General features: G+C 75.1%; 15 protein-coding genes and 2 tRNA genes. 2 read left to right on the top strand and 15 right to left on the bottom strand.

Annotated features, from left to right (window positions below):
• Positions 1-164 precede the first annotated feature (164 nt).
• The 6 genes from ACFPK1_RS31425 to ACFPK1_RS31400 form a co-directional block, all read right to left on the bottom strand.
• Positions 165-575 carry a MaoC/PaaZ C-terminal domain-containing protein gene (locus ACFPK1_RS31425; protein ID WP_378024924.1) on the bottom strand — a complete coding sequence of 137 codons (411 nt, stop codon included), beginning with the start codon at positions 573-575 and terminating at the stop codon, positions 165-167.
• A 5-nt stretch (positions 576-580) separates the two neighbouring features.
• Positions 581-1039, bottom strand: a complete 459-nt coding sequence (locus ACFPK1_RS31420) for an FAS1-like dehydratase domain-containing protein (RefSeq protein ID WP_378024886.1) — start codon at positions 1037-1039, stop codon at positions 581-583.
• 9 nt (positions 1040-1048) lie between these two features.
• Positions 1049-1213, bottom strand: a complete 165-nt coding sequence (rpmG, locus tag ACFPK1_RS31415; RefSeq protein WP_116708438.1) for a 50S ribosomal protein L33 — start codon at positions 1211-1213, stop codon at positions 1049-1051.
• A gap of 60 nt (positions 1214-1273) precedes the next feature.
• Positions 1274-1349: transfer RNA gene (locus tag ACFPK1_RS31410), tRNA-Met, on the bottom strand.
• Positions 1350-1412: 63 nt separating this feature from the next.
• Positions 1413-1485 (bottom strand) — tRNA-Thr (locus tag ACFPK1_RS31405).
• Between the two features lie 37 nt (positions 1486-1522).
• The gene (locus ACFPK1_RS31400; RefSeq protein ID WP_378024885.1) at positions 1523-3049 is read right to left on the bottom strand and encodes a putative bifunctional diguanylate cyclase/phosphodiesterase; all 1527 of its coding nucleotides are present in this window, start codon (positions 3047-3049) and stop codon (positions 1523-1525) included.
• A 345-nt stretch (positions 3050-3394) separates the two neighbouring features.
• On the opposite strand from ACFPK1_RS31400, the gene ACFPK1_RS31395 reads away from it, so the two are divergent.
• Complete coding sequence (locus tag ACFPK1_RS31395; protein WP_378024884.1) at positions 3395-4723, top strand: competence/damage-inducible protein A; 1329 nt, start codon at positions 3395-3397, stop codon at positions 4721-4723.
• Here the strand turns inward: ACFPK1_RS31395 and ACFPK1_RS31390 are convergent.
• From ACFPK1_RS31390 to ACFPK1_RS31350, 9 genes are all read right to left on the bottom strand, one after another.
• Positions 4720-5529: an alpha/beta hydrolase gene (locus ACFPK1_RS31390; protein WP_378024883.1), complete on the bottom strand. Its 810-nt coding sequence runs from the start codon at positions 5527-5529 to the stop codon at positions 4720-4722. The two genes, ACFPK1_RS31395 and ACFPK1_RS31390, sit on opposite strands and share 4 nt — an antisense overlap.
• Entirely contained in the window at positions 5526-6311 is a 786-nt protein-coding gene (locus ACFPK1_RS31385; protein ID WP_378024882.1) for an alpha/beta fold hydrolase, read from the bottom strand. The genes ACFPK1_RS31390 and ACFPK1_RS31385 overlap by 4 nt, the downstream gene beginning before the upstream one ends.
• The gene (locus tag ACFPK1_RS31380; RefSeq protein ID WP_378024881.1) at positions 6308-7741 is read right to left on the bottom strand and encodes a wax ester/triacylglycerol synthase domain-containing protein; all 1434 of its coding nucleotides are present in this window, start codon (positions 7739-7741) and stop codon (positions 6308-6310) included. The genes ACFPK1_RS31385 and ACFPK1_RS31380 overlap by 4 nt, the downstream gene beginning before the upstream one ends.
• Positions 7738-9126, bottom strand: coding sequence for a 1-acylglycerol-3-phosphate O-acyltransferase (locus tag ACFPK1_RS31375; RefSeq protein WP_378024880.1), 1389 nt, complete (start codon positions 9124-9126; stop codon positions 7738-7740). Before ACFPK1_RS31375 ends, ACFPK1_RS31380 begins: the two co-directional genes overlap by 4 nt.
• Positions 9110-11386: a glycerol-3-phosphate 1-O-acyltransferase gene (locus tag ACFPK1_RS31370; RefSeq protein ID WP_378024879.1), complete on the bottom strand. Its 2277-nt coding sequence runs from the start codon at positions 11384-11386 to the stop codon at positions 9110-9112. The genes ACFPK1_RS31375 and ACFPK1_RS31370 overlap by 17 nt, the downstream gene beginning before the upstream one ends.
• A 46-nt stretch (positions 11387-11432) precedes the next feature.
• Positions 11433-12713, bottom strand: a complete 1281-nt coding sequence (locus tag ACFPK1_RS31365; RefSeq protein ID WP_378024878.1) for a cytochrome P450 — start codon at positions 12711-12713, stop codon at positions 11433-11435.
• Positions 12710-13975 carry an NAD(P)/FAD-dependent oxidoreductase gene (locus tag ACFPK1_RS31360; RefSeq protein ID WP_378024877.1) on the bottom strand — a complete coding sequence of 422 codons (1266 nt, stop codon included), beginning with the start codon at positions 13973-13975 and terminating at the stop codon, positions 12710-12712. The genes ACFPK1_RS31365 and ACFPK1_RS31360 overlap by 4 nt, the downstream gene beginning before the upstream one ends.
• A 4-nt stretch (positions 13976-13979) precedes the next feature.
• Positions 13980-14174, bottom strand: coding sequence for a ferredoxin (locus tag ACFPK1_RS31355; RefSeq protein ID WP_274280567.1), 195 nt, complete (start codon positions 14172-14174; stop codon positions 13980-13982).
• A 118-nt stretch (positions 14175-14292) separates the two neighbouring features.
• Positions 14293-14478 (bottom strand): hypothetical protein, encoded by a 186-nt coding sequence (locus ACFPK1_RS31350; RefSeq protein ID WP_378024876.1) that lies wholly within the window; start codon positions 14476-14478, stop codon positions 14293-14295.
• 117 nt (positions 14479-14595) lie between these two features.
• Here ACFPK1_RS31350 and ACFPK1_RS31345 point away from each other — a divergent pair, with 117 nt between their 5' ends.
• Positions 14596-15435, top strand: a complete 840-nt coding sequence (locus ACFPK1_RS31345) for a crotonase/enoyl-CoA hydratase family protein (protein ID WP_378024875.1) — start codon at positions 14596-14598, stop codon at positions 15433-15435.
• The last annotated feature ends 118 nt before the right edge of the window (positions 15436-15553 follow it).

Here is a 15553-nt window from a genome sequence, read left to right as displayed (position 1 = left end):
CACGTTGCAGCGAACGGGTATCTCGCTGCTTCTAGGCGTCCGAACTCCCCGTTCGCGATCGCGACGCGCGCCTCGTCCGTTCGCGAACGGGGACTTCGCGCGCCTAGAAGCAGCGAACAGCGCGTTCGCTGCGGGAAGGGCGGGGGCGAGCGGAGGGGGGGTGCCTAGCGGGGGCGGACGGTGGCGACGGCCTTGCCCAGGACGCCCTTGCCCTCGTGGGTGGCCGTGACGCTCACGGTGCGCGTGCCGTCGTCGGCGACGTCGGTGACCTTCGCGCCGAGCTCGACGGTGGCGCCGGCGTCGTCGTCGGGGACGACGACGGGGCGCGTAAAGCGGGTGGAGAAGGCCACCACGGCGGCGGGGTCGCCGGCCAGGTCGCCGACGTAGCGGGCCGCCAGCGACATCGTGAACATGCCGTGGGCGATGACGCCCGGCAGCCCGACCTCGAGCGCGACGCGCTCGTTCCAGTGGATCGGGTTGAGGTCGCCGGAGGCGCCGGCGTAGGCGACGAGGTCGGCACGGGTGATCGTCACCGTGCGCGGCTCGAGCTGGTCGCCGGCGCCCGCGTCCGTCAGGGCGCTCACGACGCAGCGCCCTCGGGCTCGGCGCGCCCGACGAGGGTCGCGCGGGTGGTCAGCACCGTGGCGCCGTCGGCGTCGGTGACGTCGACGCGGAAGGTGATGACGTCGTTGCCCGCCAGGTCGCGGATGTCGTCGACGGCCACCACGGAGGTGACGACGTCGCCCGCGTGGAGCGGGCGGGTCACCTCGACGGACTGGTCGCGGTGCACGACGCGCGTGAAGTCGAGGCCGAGCGCCGGGTCGTCGACCACGCGCCGCGTCGCGGGCCAGGTGAAGACCACCGGGAACGTCGTCGGGGCGACGACGTCGGGGTGGCCCGCCTCCCGGGCGGCGTCACGGTCGTGGTGCACGGGGTCGTCGGCACCGATGGCCGTGGCGAACTCCCGGATCTTCTCCAGCGAGACCTCGTAGGTCTCCGCGGGCCAGGTCCGGCCCACGAACGACGCGTCGAGCGGCACGGGCGAGCGTCAGCGGGTCTCGCGGTGGCCGCGGTGGGTGCCGCAGTGCGGGCAGAACTTCTTGATCGTGAGGCGATCGGGGTCGTTCCGCCGGTTCTTCCGCGTGATGTAGTTGCGGTTCTTGCACTCCTCGCAGGCCAGCGTGATCTTCGGACGGATGTCGGTGGTGGCCACGGAGGTTCCTCTCGTCACGGTGTTGCAGCCGCGACCGCGGGACGGAACCCGCGATCTTGGTGGTAGCGGTGGCCGGACTTGAACCGGCGACACAACGATTATGAGCCGTTTGCTCTACCGACTGAGCTACACCGCCGCGGCGAGCGCCCGTCACACGACGAAGCCGACGAACCATCAGTTCGCCGGCCTGCTCACCGAGAGCCCCTTTACGGAATCGAACCGTAGACCTTCTCCTTACCATGGAGACGCTCTGCCGACTGAGCTAAAGGGGCCTGCCCCGGAGGGCCACGGACAAGACTACAGGGCCCGTCACGCGATGAGCGTCCGGGGTCCGGCCGCGGCGCCGGGCTCGCCCGGGTGCACGTCGAGCGAGTCGAGCCAGCGCTCGAAGCACCGCGCGGGCAGCGGGCGCGACACCAGGTAGCCCTGCGCGACGTCGCAGCCCATCTCGGCGAGCGCGACGCGCACGGCCGCCTGCTCGACACCCTCGGCGACCACCGTCAGCCCGAGCGTGTGGCCCATCTCGACGATGGCGCGGACGACGGCCACGTCGCCGTACTCGGTGCCCATCCCCAGCACGAAGCTCTTGTCGATCTTGACCTGGTCGACGGGGAGGCGCCGCAGGTGGGCCAGCGACGACTGTCCGGTGCCGAAGTCGTCGACGGCGAGGTGGCAGCCCAGCGCGTGCAGCCGGCGCAGCACGGGCAGCGCGACCTCCCGCTCCGAGGACACCCCGGACTCGGTGAGCTCGAGCGTCAGCAGCTCGGCGGGGACCCGGTGGGCGGCGAGCAGCGTCGCCACCTCGTCGGGGAAGTCGGCCGCCGCGAGGTTGCCGACCGAGACGTTGACCGCCACCGACAGGCGCATCCCGCGGTCGAGCCAGCGGCGGGCGGCCGCGAGCGACTCATCGAGGACGAACGAGGTGAGCTCGGCGATCTGGCCGGTGGCCTCGAGGACGGGGACGAACTCGTCGGGCAGCAGCAGGCCGAGCTCGGGGTGGTCCCAGCGCGCCAGCGCCTCGACGCCGATCACGGTGCGTTCGCCCAGCGAGACCACGGGCTGGAAGTCGACGCGGACGTCGTGGCGGGCGACGGCGGCCGAGAAGCCGCGGATGAGCCGCAGGCGGCGCGCCGCCCGCTCCCCCATGCTCGGCTCGTAGCAGCGGACCGGGTCGCCGCCGTCGCGCGTGGCGGCGAGCGCGACGTCGGCGCGGCGCAGGAGCGCGGCCGTGCGCTCGGGGCCGGCGGGGACGTCGGCGAGCCACGGGCCGTCCGCGGCGACGCCGACGACGACCGGGGGCTCGAAGCGCACGCCCTCCACGAGGTAGGGGGCGAGGAGGCGCTCGCGCAGGTCCTCCGCGGCGGTGTGGGCCTCGTGGCCGTCGACCCCGGGCAGGAGCACGGCGAAGGTGTCGCCCTCGAGCCGGGCCGCCACGGGCGCGTCGCCGGTGAGGACGGGCAGGCGCACGCTGACCATGCGCTCGCTCGCGAGCCGGACGAACACCTCGCCGCGCGCGTGGCCGAGGGTGTCGTTGACCTGGCCGAGCAGGCGCAGGTCGACGACGGCCACCGCGCTGCCCGGAGCGGGGTCGGCGTGCAGGAAGCCCTCGCGGTTGAGCAGCCCGGTCAGCGGGTCACGGTGGGCGTCGCGGCGCAGCCGGTCGGCGAGCTCCGCGGCGGCGAGGTCGTGCCGGCGGCGGCGGACCCACTGGACCAGCAGGCCGGCCACCGAGCCCACGACCACCAGGACGAGCAGGACGCCGAGGACGGACACGGCCGCGGACGAGACCTCGCCGGGCGCGGCGAGCGAGAGGGACGCCACGGGGTCGTGGCTCACGGCACCACTCCCCTTCCCGGTCGTCCCCCGACGGTCGCCGGACCCGGGCCACGCCGTCGCGTGGCTGGCGGCGCCGCCGACCGCATCCTCGCCGCGTTCACGGTCGGCGACGAACTGTGATCACTTGACGGCCGAGTAGTCACTCGCCCGGACCACTATGCACCCTGTACCCCCTCCAACGATGACCCACCGGTACAGATGTGCACAGCGACGCACTCCTTCGGTGTCGTTCGGCGGAGAACCACCCGACCGGCCCATCGCCGTCCCCCGCCGGAAGGCCGGGACCGCCCCGCTCTGGTGGGATGACGGGGCAGGGCAGGCAGCGGACCAGGAGCGGAGTGCGACGTGGCCGACGAGGGGCGCGGGACGGTCAACGGGGTGCGGGCCGGGATCGTGGCGACCGGCAGCGAGCTGCTGACCGGGCGGATCACCGACCGCAACGGGCCCTGGGTGGCCGAACGTCTCGGCGAGCTCGGCGTCGAGGTGTCCCACCTCGTGCTCGTCGGCGACCGCGGCGAGGACATGGCGGCGGCGCTGCGCTTCCTCGCCGGTGACGGCATCGACCTCGTCGTCACCACCGGCGGGCTCGGTCCCACCGCCGACGACCTCACCGCCGAGGTCGTGGCCGCCGAGACCGACCGGCCGCTCGAGCTCGACGAGCACATGGAGAAGGTGGTCGGCGACATCATCAGCAAGTTCGCCGACCGCCTGCGGTGGGACGCCGACGCCCTCGCCGCCGCCAACCGCAAGCAGGCGATGGTGCCGCGCGGGGCGACGCCGATCCGGCCGGCCGGCACGGCACCCGGGCTCGCGGTGCCGCCGCACCCGGAGCGCGGCGGCCCGACGATCCTGGTGCTGCCCGGCCCGCCGCGCGAGGTCCGCGCGATGTGGGACGAGGCGCTCGCGAGCGCGCCGGTGCAGGAGGTCCTCGCGCGCACCTCGCCGTGGACCGAGACCCACCTGCGGCTGTTCGGGGTGCCCGAGTCCGAGATCGCCGCGACCCTGCGCGACGTCGGCGCCGGCACCGACCTCACCCCGCTCGAGATCACCACGTGCCTGCGCGACTTCACCCTCGAGGTCGACCTGCGCCACGCCCCCGGCTCGACGGCCGCGGCGACGGCGCGCGACGCGGTGGTCGCCGAGATCGACCGCCGCCACGGGCGCACGATCTTCTCCCGCACCGGGCAGACGATCGACGAGCTCCTGTTCGAGCTGCTCGACGGCCAGGTCGTCGCCACCGCCGAGTCGTGCACCGGCGGGCTGCTCGCCGGGCGGCTGACCGCGCCGGCCGGGGCGTCCGCGCACGTCGCCGGCGGCGTCGTCTCGTACTCCAACGACGCCAAGGCCGACGTGCTCGGCGTGCCCCGCGAGCTGATCGAGGAGCACGGCGCGGTGTCGCCGCAGGTCGCCGAGGCCATGGCCGACGGGGCGCTGGCCCGCTTCGGCGCGACGATCGCGGTGGCGATCACCGGTGTCGCCGGGCCGGGCGGGGGTACCGAGGCCAAGCCCGTCGGCTACGTCTGCTTCTGCGTGCGCACCGCCGACGGGCGCACGCTGGCCCGCGACCCGGTGCTGCCGGGCGAGCGCGGCGACATCCGCGAGCGCTCGGTCGTGCTCGCGATGCACCTGCTGCGCCGGGCGCTCACCGGCGAGGGCGAGCCCGCGCCGGCCTAGGTGACCCGCGCGACGAAGGCGACGACGTCGTCGAGGACCTCGTCGTGGTGGGTCTCGTTGAGGATCTCGTGGCGGGCGCCGGGGTCGATCCGGGTCGTCTGGTCGCTGCCGGCGAGCTTCTCCATCACCGGGTGGGTGGAGTCCAGCGGCACGAGCTGGTCGTCCTCGCCGTGCACCCAGAGCACGGGCAGCTCGCCGAACCCCGGGCCCGCGGCGATCGCCTCCACCGAGGCCACGAACGCCTCGAGCGTCGGGCGCTTGAACGCCCCGTGCCACACCAGCGGGTCGGCCGCGTAGGCCTCGCCGACGGCGGGGTCGCGGGAGAGCACCGCGGGGTCGATCGGCACCTCGGGAATGGGGTCGTACTCGAGCAGCCCGAAGATGCCCGGGCTCCCGCCGACGACCGGCCCGGTGAGCACCAGCCCTGCGAGCACGTCCGGGTAGCGCTGGGCGTAGCGCGCGGCGATGAGCCCGCCCATCGAGTGCCCGAGCAGCACGATCGGCAGGTCGGGGTGCTCGTTGCGGGCGACGCGGCGGACCTGGTCGAGGTCCTCGACGACCTCCTCGATGTCGTGCACGAGCACCCGCTCGCCCTCCGAGCGCCCGTGGCCCTGGTGGTCGGGGGCGTAGACGACGGAGCCGTCGCCGGCGAGGCGGTCGAGGACGTGGGCGTAGCGCCCGGAGTGCTCGCCGTAGCCGTGCGCGACGAGCACGACCCGCCGCGGCGCGCCGTCGGGGTCGCGGCGGCGCACGACGACGCGCCCGCGGGTGCCGTCGATCTCGAGGTCGGTCTCGGTGCCGATCATGCTGGCGTCTCCAGGGCTCGGTGAGCGGCGGTGACACCGAGGACGGTGTCGACCACCAGGTCGGGGTCGTCCCACATCGGCACGTGGCCGACGCGCGGCAGGCGCACGAACTCGGCGCCGGGCAGGCGCTCGCGCAGCGCGACGCCGTGGCGGCGCCAGGGGATGAGGCGGTCGCGGCCGGACCAGGCGACGCGCACGGGGCAGGGCAGGTCGGGGAAGGGCGCGACGCCGCCGTGCTCGGCGGCCCCGTCGAGCAGCTCGTGCAGGATCACGCAGCCGGCGAGGTCGTCGAAGAGCTCGCCGACGTCGGCGGTCGGCACCCGGTCGCCGCGCTCGAGCACCCGGGACAGCAGCACCCGGCGCACCCACGGCCGGCGGGCCGCGGCGCGCAGCGTCTCCGAGCCGGCCAGCGCCGAGCCCAGCCGGAACGACCACACCAGCCGGCGCAGGTCCCACGCCGAGCCCCAGCCGCCGGCCGGCGAGAGCGCCACCACCGTGCGGGCCCGGCCGCGTCGTGCGAGCTCGAGCGCCACCCAGCCGCCCAGGGAGTTGCCGACGAGGTGCGCGGTCGGCATGCCCGCGTCGTCCATGAGGGTCTCGACGTCGTCGACGATCCCGGCGACGCCGACCGGCTCGCCGTCGGGCCAGCTCGACCCGCCGCGGTGCCCGGCCATCGTCGGGACGAGCACCTCGTGGTGCGCCTCGAGCGCCGACCGGACGGGGTCCCAGGCGCGCGCGGACATGCTCGCCCCGTGCAGCAGGACCAGCGGCTCGCCGCTCATGCGCCCGCCCCCAGGGCGAGCACCTCGGCGAACCCGTCGGCGAGGTCCTGCTCGAAGCCGGCGAGGTCGGTGAACGACGCCGCGTCGAGGTTCGCGGCGACGCAGCACGTGTCGCCGTGGGTCACCATCGCGATCATCGCCGCGCAGCCGGGCAGCGGCGCGAACGGGTAGCTGCGCAGGATCCGCGCGCCGGCCAGGTACGCGTCCTCGCGCAGCCCGGGGATGTTGCTGGCCTGCAGGTCGTTGCTCCTCGTCGCGCCGCCCCCGAGGTTCGCGACGACCGCGCCGGGCAGCCGGGCGAGCCACGCGCTGACGATCTCGACGCTCTCCAGGGCCGGCTCGCCGAGCGCGACCTTCATCCGCCGGCGCACGTCGATCACCCGCGCGGCCGGGTCGACGATCCCCACCGGCGCCGACAGGCGGGCCGGCGCGAAGTGGTTGCCGCCGGGCTCGTGCTCCTCGCGGCGGATCGACACCGGCAGCGTGACGGGCATGAGCCGGTCCGGCGGCAGCGGTTCGCCGCGGCGCTCCGAGTAGCGACGGAAGGCCCCCAGGAGGCCGGCGACGTAGGCGTCGTTGACCGAGCCGCCGACCGACTTGCCGGCCGCGCGCAGGTCGGCGAAGGGCACGTCGAGCGTGCGGAAGCGCCACGACGGGCTGCGGTGGGCGAGCACCGGCAGCGGCGGCGCGGGCGGCGGCGAGAGCACCCGGGCGGCCGAGACCAGGTAGGCGGCGGCGTCGCGGACCGCGTGGTCGGGCCGCACCAGGGTCGCCGCCACGCCCAGCAGGCTGCGCGCCGCCCCGCCGACCAGGCCGATGTCGCTGCGGACCTGGCGCGCCACCTCGCCCGGCAGCCCGCGCGGTGCCGCCTCGGGCGGCGGGGGCTGGGGCTTGTCGGTCATCGGCTCCCGGGTGCGCGAGTGCAGCCCGGCCAGTAGCTGGGCGAGCCCCATGCCGTCGGAGAGGACGTGGCTGAGCTTGAACAGCAGCGCCGCCCCACCGTCGGGCAGGCCACCGACGAGCGTCGCCTCCCACAGCGGCCGGGACGGGTCGAGCGGGGTCATCGCGAGCTGCTCGGCGAGCGTGAACAGCCCCGGCGTCCCGGCGCCGTCGGGGAGCGCGAGGTGGCGCAGGTGGTAGTGCAGGTCGAAGTCGGGGTCGAGCGCCCAGTGCGGCGTGCCCGCCCCCAGGAACGGGGTGACGATCCGCTCCCGGAACCGGGGCACCACCCGCGAGGCCCAGTCGGTGGCGGCGACGAAGCGCTCCCAGTCCGGCTCGCGGTCGAGGGTCTCGACGAGCACGACGGTCGAGCGCATCCGCGGGTCCGCCTCGACGCGCCACATCAGGGCCTCGAAGCCGGTGAGCTCCTCCGAGCGCGACCACAGGAGGCGGCCGTCGTCGCTGCGGGGCGGGGTCGGGTCCGGACTCATCGCGCCCCCTCCAGGACCTCGACGAAGCGGTTCCGGACGTCCTCGACGTGCTCGGTCATCGTCGCGACGGTCCAGTCCGAGGTGTCGATCGGCGGCAGCACGTCGACGTGCACGGTGCCGCCGCGCAGCGTCTGGTGCCCGCGCCACATCACCTCGCCGGCGTCGTGGATGACGATCGGGACCATCGGCACGCCCGCCTGCATCGCGATGTGGAACGCGCCCTTCTTGAACCGCCCGAGCCGCGGGGTGGGCGAGCGGGTGCCCTCGGGCGCGATCGCCAGCGACCAGCCCTCGTCGCGCAGCTTGCGCACGGCGGGCTCGAGGGCCTCCCTCGCCTGGCTGGTGTTGCCGCGGTCGACGAACGCCACCCCGGCGAGCTTGAACATCGCGCCCCACAGCGGGATCGACGCGGCCTCGGCCTTGGCGACGCCGGTGAACCCGCCGCGCAGCAGCTTCATGAGCAGGGCGACGTCGATCTTGGACTGGTGGTTGAACACGAACACGCAGGGCCGCGCCGACCACAGGTGCTCGGCGCCCGTGACCTCGACGTCGATGCCGGCCAGCGCGAGCCCGAGGTCGCCGGTGACCGAGCACGTCAGGTCGACCATCTGCCGGCGCGAGCGGCGGGCGAGCCCGACCGCGGCGGCGGTGCCCGCGGCGCCGACCAGCGCTCCGTAGAACCCGGCGGTGCGCAGGACGTCGCCGGGCGTGGCGAGCGTGCCGCCGCGGGGCTCGACGGGCAGCACCGGGTGCCCGCCCTGGTGCGGGGTCGCCGACACCACCAGCGGGTGCCGGGCGGTGGCCAGCAGGGCCTCCGAGCTCGGGCCGGCGTAGGCGAAGGCCACGGTCCGCCCGCCCAGCGCGGCCGCCTTGCGCTCGCCGCGGCCGTCGAGGAGCACCGGCCCCGCGACCTCGCCGGTGAGCGTGCCCTCGCCGAGCGCCACCTCGGTCGCGACCAGCTCGTCGGCGCCGAGGTCGTCGGCGATCGGGGCGAGCACCGGGCGCGGCGCGTGCCCGGTGAGCACGACGTGGTGCCCGGCGCGGCGGTGCTCGAGCACCAGCGACCAGACCTCCGGGCGCAGCGAGGCGCCCAGCTCGTCGCGCAGGAGCGTGCGGGCGCGGCGCGCGAGGGTCTCCTCGTCCTCGCCGGCCCAGCCCGCGACCAGCCGGCGGACCGCGTCCTCGTCGTCGCCGGCCCCCGCGAGCAGGGCGACGTCGCCGGGCACCGCGCGCCACGCGGTGCGCCCCGACCGCAGCGCCTCGCCCGCGTGCGCGGCCACCGCGGAGCTCGCCAGCAACGCCGTCTCGTCGACCACCGCGACGCTGCCCGCGGGCGCGGCCCGGATCGCGGCGCGCCGGGCGTCCAGCTCACTGCTGCGCGGCACCGGGCACCCCTCCGAACACGTCGGCCCGCAGCTCGCCCTCGCGCCGGCCGGCGCGGCGCAGCCGGTCGCGGACGGCGGCAACCTCGTCGCGCCACGCCGCGCGGGCCTGCGGTGTCGCGTCGGCGCCGAGCAGCCCGCGGTTGTCGGCGGCCCGCAGCGCCGTGGTGAACAGCTCGCGGGACACGACGTCGGCGCCCTGGAGCAGCTGCTGGCGCCACCACTGCTGGCCCAGCCCCGTGCACGCGTCGAGGAACGGGCCGCGGTCCTCCAGCGCTCCGGCGTGGTCGGCCAGCACCGTCGCCACCACCCACTGCGACTCGACGAACGGCAGCAGCGTACGGGGCGCGACGAGCAGGTCGGCCTGCCCGAGCAGCGCCGCGGCACCGCCGGCCGAGGCCGGCGTGCCCGCCCAGCCGGGCGCGAGGCGGTCGAGCTCGGCGAGCAGCTCGTCGCGGAACTCGCGCTTGCGGGGGAAGAAGAACTCGAACTTCAGCAGGTCGCGCAGGGCCAGCGCCGCCTCCCAGCTGGCCTCCAGCACCTCGTCGTGGGCGAGCTCGCGCCCGGAGTCGACGACGGCGAGCAGCGCCATCTCCAGCACGGCCCGGTTGAGCAGGTGGTGCAGCACGCCGTTGCGGTAGAACGCGGCGACGTGGTGGCGGTCGGGCCCGATCGACCACACCGTCTGCGGGCCGCCGTCGAAGCGCTCGACGACGCCGACCGACACGAGGCGGTCGAGGGTCTCGGCGACCCCGTCGTCGGTGTCCAGATCGCCGGTCGCGGGCTCGTCGGCGAGCAGCCCCTGCACCGGCGCGACGACGTCGCGGACCTGCTCGAAGGTCAGCGCGCGCCCGCCCGCGCCGAGCAGCGCGAACGTGACCACCGAGGTCGGCGTCACCGGGGTGGCGCGGTTGATCCCCAGGCAGACGCGGAAGGCGACCTTCTCCAGCTGCGCCGAGCCCTCGCCGGCGTCGCGCAGCGCCTCGCGCAGGGCGATCGGCTCGCCGAAACGGATGCGCGCCGAACCGATACGGCGCTGCTGGTCGCGCATGTAGCCGGCGAGCCAGCCCAGCCCCTCGGCCTTCTTGCCCGCGCCGCCCTGCTCGGCGGCCAGGGCGCCCACCTCGTGGAGCTGGTCGTAGTGCAGCGACACCGGGACGAGCAGCGGGTCGCGGCCCGGCGAGTCCCCGGGCAGCTGGTCGGCGGCGTCGACGAGGTAGCGCAGGAGCCCGTACTTCGGCGGGCGCAGCTTCCCGGTCCGCGTGCGGCCGCCCTCGATGTACCACTCGAGGTTGAAGCGCTTGTCCAGCAGGTGACCGAAGTACTCGCGGACCGCGAACTTGTAGACGGCGTCGTCGCCGAAGCTGCGCCGGATGAACACGATCCCGGCCCGGCGCCCGAGCGTGCCGAGCGGCCAGAACGCGAGGTTGTTGCCGCCGAGGACGTGGTTGCGGGGGAAGTCGTGGGCGTGCAGCACCTCGGCGAGCACCAGCGGGTCGGCGTAGCTGCGGTGCGACGGGAGGAACACCAGCGGGCGGGCGCGGCCCTGCTCGCGCAGGTCGCCCAGGCTCGTGGTGTCGACGTCGAGCTCCCACGCCCGCCGGTGCAGCGGGCTCATCACCGACCGGAACGCCTCGATGGCCGGCGGGCTCTGGACCGCGGCCATCTCGGTGAGGCACGACGACGTGCGGGTGAGCACCTCGTCGACCGACAGATCCAGCTCGCCGGCAAGCGCCGCCGCCCGCTCCCGGACCGCGGCCGACGCGACGATCTGCTCGGCCATGAGTCGCGGGACCTTGTAGCGGTCGCCGGTGAGCCGGCGCTCCGCGCGGTCGCACGCCAGCGTGGCGCGGCGGCGCACGAACGCCACGAAGCCGGCGCCGTCGGGGCTGCCGAGCTCGCGGTCGCCCTCGCGGCGCAGCTGGGCCAGCGTCGCCGCGTCGCCCGCGACCACCCGCCCGCGCGCGTCCGACCAGCCCCGCACGCGGGCGTGCGCGTGCCGCAGCGTCCGGCGCCGGGCGCTCAGCGAGAGCAGGTCGGTGAGGGCCGGCGAGTCCGAGGAGTCCCGCTCGGCGGGCGGCCACACGACGCGCACGGGCACGACGGTGGTGTCCGGCCCGGCGCCGTCGAGGGCGCCGGCGAGCTCGCGGCCGTCGTCGGGGACGACCCGGACGGGATCGTCGCCGTACGTCGACTCCGCCCAGCGTCGGACCAGCTCGCGCTCCACCCGGGACCGTGCCCCGGACAGGACCAGCGTCGGCACCACTGACGACACTCCGCGTCCCCTCACCGCCCCGTGGGGGACGAGCTCAGCCCCCGAGCGAGCAGGGCATGGTCTTCACCGCGTGCACGAAGTTGCTGCGCAGCATCTCGGGCGGCCCCACCGTCAGGCCCGGGGCCCGCGTGAGGAGCTGCGCGAAGATCTGCCGCAACTGGGTGCGCGCGAGCATGTTGCCCATGCAGAAGTGCGGTCCGCCACCCCCGAAGCCGACGTGCGGGTTCGGGTCGCGCGACAGGTCGAAACGCTGCGGGTCGGTGAAGACCTCGTCGTCCCGGTTGCCCGACTCGTAGAACATGACGACCTTGTCGCCGGCGGCGATCCGTTGCCCGCGCAGCTCGGTGTCCTCGAGCGCGGTGCGGCGGAACGTCAGCACCGGCGAGGCGTGCCGGACGAACTCCTCGACCGCGGTGCGCATCCGGCCGTCGAGGTCCTCGGCGAGCCACGCCCGCTGGTCGGGGTGCTCGGTGAGCCGCAGCATCGAGTGGGCGATCGTGTTGCGGGTGGTGTCGTTGCCGGCCACCGACAGGAGCACGAAGAACGCGCCGATCTCCTGGTCGGTGAGGCTCTCGCCGTCGACCTCGGCCGACACGAGGTTGGTCATGAGGTCGTCGCGGGGGTCCCGGCGCCGGGCCTCGATCAGCTCCGTCGCCGGGCCCAGCAGGTTCGCCAGCGCCTGCCCGGCGGCGGCGAGCGGGTCCTCGAGGCCCAGGTGCTCCAGCACGTCCGGGTCGTTGGTCGCGACGAGCAGGTCGGCGGCCTCGGCCAGCGAGTCCTGGTACTCCTCGGGCGCGCCCATGAGGTCGTAGATCGTGCCCATGGGCAGCTGCTTGGCCACCAGCTGCACGAAGTCGCCGTCGGAGCCGTCGGAGAGGTGCTCGAGGAGCTGGTCGACGATCGTGCGGGCGCGCGCCGCGATGCGGTCCTCGACGCGGGCGACCTGCTTCGGGGTGAACGCCGCACTGACGATCTTGCGCAGCTTGGTGTGGCGAGGCGCGTCCATCGCGAGGAACGACTGGGTCGCCTCCAGGAGCTCCGGCGGCGCGTCCTGGAACTGCACGCCCTGCCCCGAGCAGAAGAGCTTCGCGTTCTTGCTGACGTGGCCGATGTCGGAGTGGCGCACGACGGCCCAGAACCCCGGGTCGTCCTCGCCGGGCATGAGCATGCCCTCCGGTGGCCGGTGCCAGGAGACCGGGCGCTCGCGGCGCAGCTCGGCGAACGTGGCGTCCCGCTCGGCCATCGGCCGGCCCCAGAAGTCCAGGGACGACAGGTCGAGGGGATCGAGGTCGGGCCGGTCGGCCGTGGTGGTCACGTGCTGGCTCCCTCGGCTCGCTGTCGGGCCTTCTCGGCGCGCTGCGCGCGGCGCTGCTCGGCGAGCTCCAGCGCGTCGTCCCACGTCTTGCGCGCGCCGATGAGGCGCCGGTACTTCATGACCTCGGCCGGCATGTCGACGGCCAGGGCGCCGACGATCCGGTCGCCGGCGCGGTAGATGGCGGTGAACGGGCCGCCCTCGGTGTCGTCGCCGGCCACGACCTCGATGTGGTCGCCCGCCGCGATCCCGACGAACTGGACGCGGCCGTCGTACCAGTCCGACCAGAAGTAGGGGACGGTCTCGTAGGCCTTCGCGGCGCCCGGGTCGACGGCGTGGCGGGCGGCGCGTCCACCCTGGTCGGCCGCCGAGGTCCAGTGCTCGAGGCGCATGGTGCCCGGTGCGACGTCGCTGAACAGCGCGTTCGGCCAGCGCGCGATGTCGCCCGCCACGTACACGCCCGGTGCGGCGGCGAGGGTCTCGTCGGCGACCACGCCGTCGTCGATCGTCAGCCCGGAGCCCTCGAGCCAGTCGGTGGCGGGCCGGGCCCCGATGCCGACGACGAGCACGTCGGTCGCCACCTCGGTGCCGTCGCCGAGACGCACACCGACGACGCGGCCGTCCTCGGCCAGCACCTCCTCCACCGCCACGCCGGTGCGCACGTCCGTGCCGTGCTTGCGGTGCAGGTGGGTCAGCGCGCGGCCCATCCGCTCGCCGACCGCGCGGGCCAGCGGGGTCTCGAGCGCCTCGAGGATCGTCACCTCGAGGCCCAGCTTCCGCCCGACCGCCGCCACCTCGGAGCCGATGAACCCGGCGCCGACGACGGTGAGCCGGCGGGCGTGCTCCGCGCGCAGGGCCGCGCGCAGGGCGATCGCGTCGTCGAGGGTGCGCACGGTGTGCACGCCCCCGATGTCCTCGGTGCCCGGCAGGGTCCGGGCGTGGGCGCCGGTGGCGACGACCAGCCCGTCGTAGGACAGCATGCGGTCGCCGACGGTCACGGTGCGGGCCGCGGTGTCCAGGGCGGTGGCCGGGGTGCCGAGCACCAGCTCGACGTCGAGGTCGCCGGCGAAGGTCTCCTCCTCGCGGTAGCGCGGGTCGGCGATCTCGTCGGCGGAGAGGTACTCCTTCGACAGCGGGGGCCGGTCGTAGGGCAGGTGTTCCTCGGCCCCGACCAGGGTCACGTCGCCGTCGAAGCCGTCGCGCCGGACGGCCTCGACCGCCCGGAGCCCGGCCAGCGACGCCCCGACCACCACCAGGTGCGTCACGCGCTCACTCGCCCTCGAGCGACAGGGCCTCGGTCGGGCAGGCGGCGACGGCCTCGCGGACGTCGCTCTCCATCCCCTCCGGGACCTCCTCGGCGTGCACGATCAGCGAGCCGTCGTCGTCGACCTCGAACACGTCGGGGGCGAGCGACTCGCACATGCCCATCCCCGTGCACCTGTCCCAGTCCACGTTGATCTTCATCGGTGCCTCCTCGCGGGTGGTGTCCTCGTGGGCAGCTCTCGCCCCGGGCCGCGCGGGCGACCATAACGTACGTTGTGCTACGGAGGCGAGACCTGCGTCACCATCCCACCACCCACGGTCACGCGACGCCGCGCGCGGGCGCCTCGCGCCACACCGTCCACGACAGCCAGCCGCGGCAGAGCACCGGGGACGCCGCCGCGATCGCCGCGAGCCCGTCGGCGAACGCCCCGACCGACGCGACGGCGGCGAGGACCAGCAGCGCCCGCCCCGTGCGGTCGGCGGTGCGCGAGGGTGCGACGGACATCGGGCTCCTCCGGGGTGGGGTGGCGTCCACCTGCTCAACCTCGGACCGGGCCCCGGCGTTCCGGACGTGAGAACGTGCTCGGCGAACTCCGGGTGAACGGCGAAGGGAGCACGGCACGTGAGCACGGTGGACGCGGACGCGACGACGGCACTCTCGGTCACCCGCGACGGCGGCGTCGCGACGGTGCGCCTCGAGCGCCCGCAGGCGGCGAACGCGCTGGACCGCACGCTGTGGCACGAGCTGCGCGCGACCTTCCGCGCGCTCGACGACGATCCCGGGGTGCGCGCGGTGGTGCTCACCGGCGCGGGCCGCCACTTCTGCGCCGGGATCGACCTCTCGATGCTCGCCGAGATCCAGGGCATGGCCCCGGCCGGCGCCGACCCGGGCCGGGCGCGCGAGGCGCTGCGCCGCCTGATCCTCGACCTGCAGGACGTCCTGACCACCGTGGAGCGCTGCCGGGTGCCGGTGCTCGCCGCGATCCAGGGGGCGTGCGTCGGCGCCGGGCTCGACCTCGCCGTGGTGTGCGACCTGCGCTACGCCACCCCGCGCACGAAGTTCTCGCTCAAGGAGGTCGACATGGGGCTCGCCGCCGACGTCGGCGTGCTCCAGCGCCTGCCGCGGATCGTCGGTGAGGGCCGGGCCCGCGAGATGGCCTACACCTGCCGTGACGTGCGCGGCGGCGAGGCCGAGACCATGGGCCTGGTCAACGCGTGCGTCGACACCGAGGACCCCGAGGCCCTCCTCGCCCACGTCACCGAGGTGGCCCGCGGCCTCGCCGCCAAGTCGCCGCTGGCCCTGCGCGGGACCAAGCACGCCATCACCTACGCCCGCGACCACACGATCGCCGACGGCCTCGACCAGATCGCGACGTGGAACGCCTCGGCGCTGATCTCCGACGACCTCACCGAGGCCGTCACCGCCTTCGCCCAGGGCCGGGCCCCGGACTACGCCGACTAATGGGGGGTGCCGGGTTCGCATGGAAGGCTCGGCGCTGGTAGCGGCCGGCGGGTCAGCACTCTGGCCGACAGGGCTGTGAGCTCTAGCCTCAGATCGTGCGCCCGCCGGTCGTGAGCAG

Origin of the sequence: Actinomycetospora rhizophila, assembly GCF_042657905.1 — a bacterium.
In the GTDB taxonomy this organism is placed as follows: Bacteria; Actinomycetota; Actinomycetes; order Mycobacteriales; family Pseudonocardiaceae; genus Actinomycetospora; species Actinomycetospora rhizophila.
Note: the sequence above shows the minus strand (reverse complement) of the source record. Positions and strands in the feature narration are given on the sequence as shown.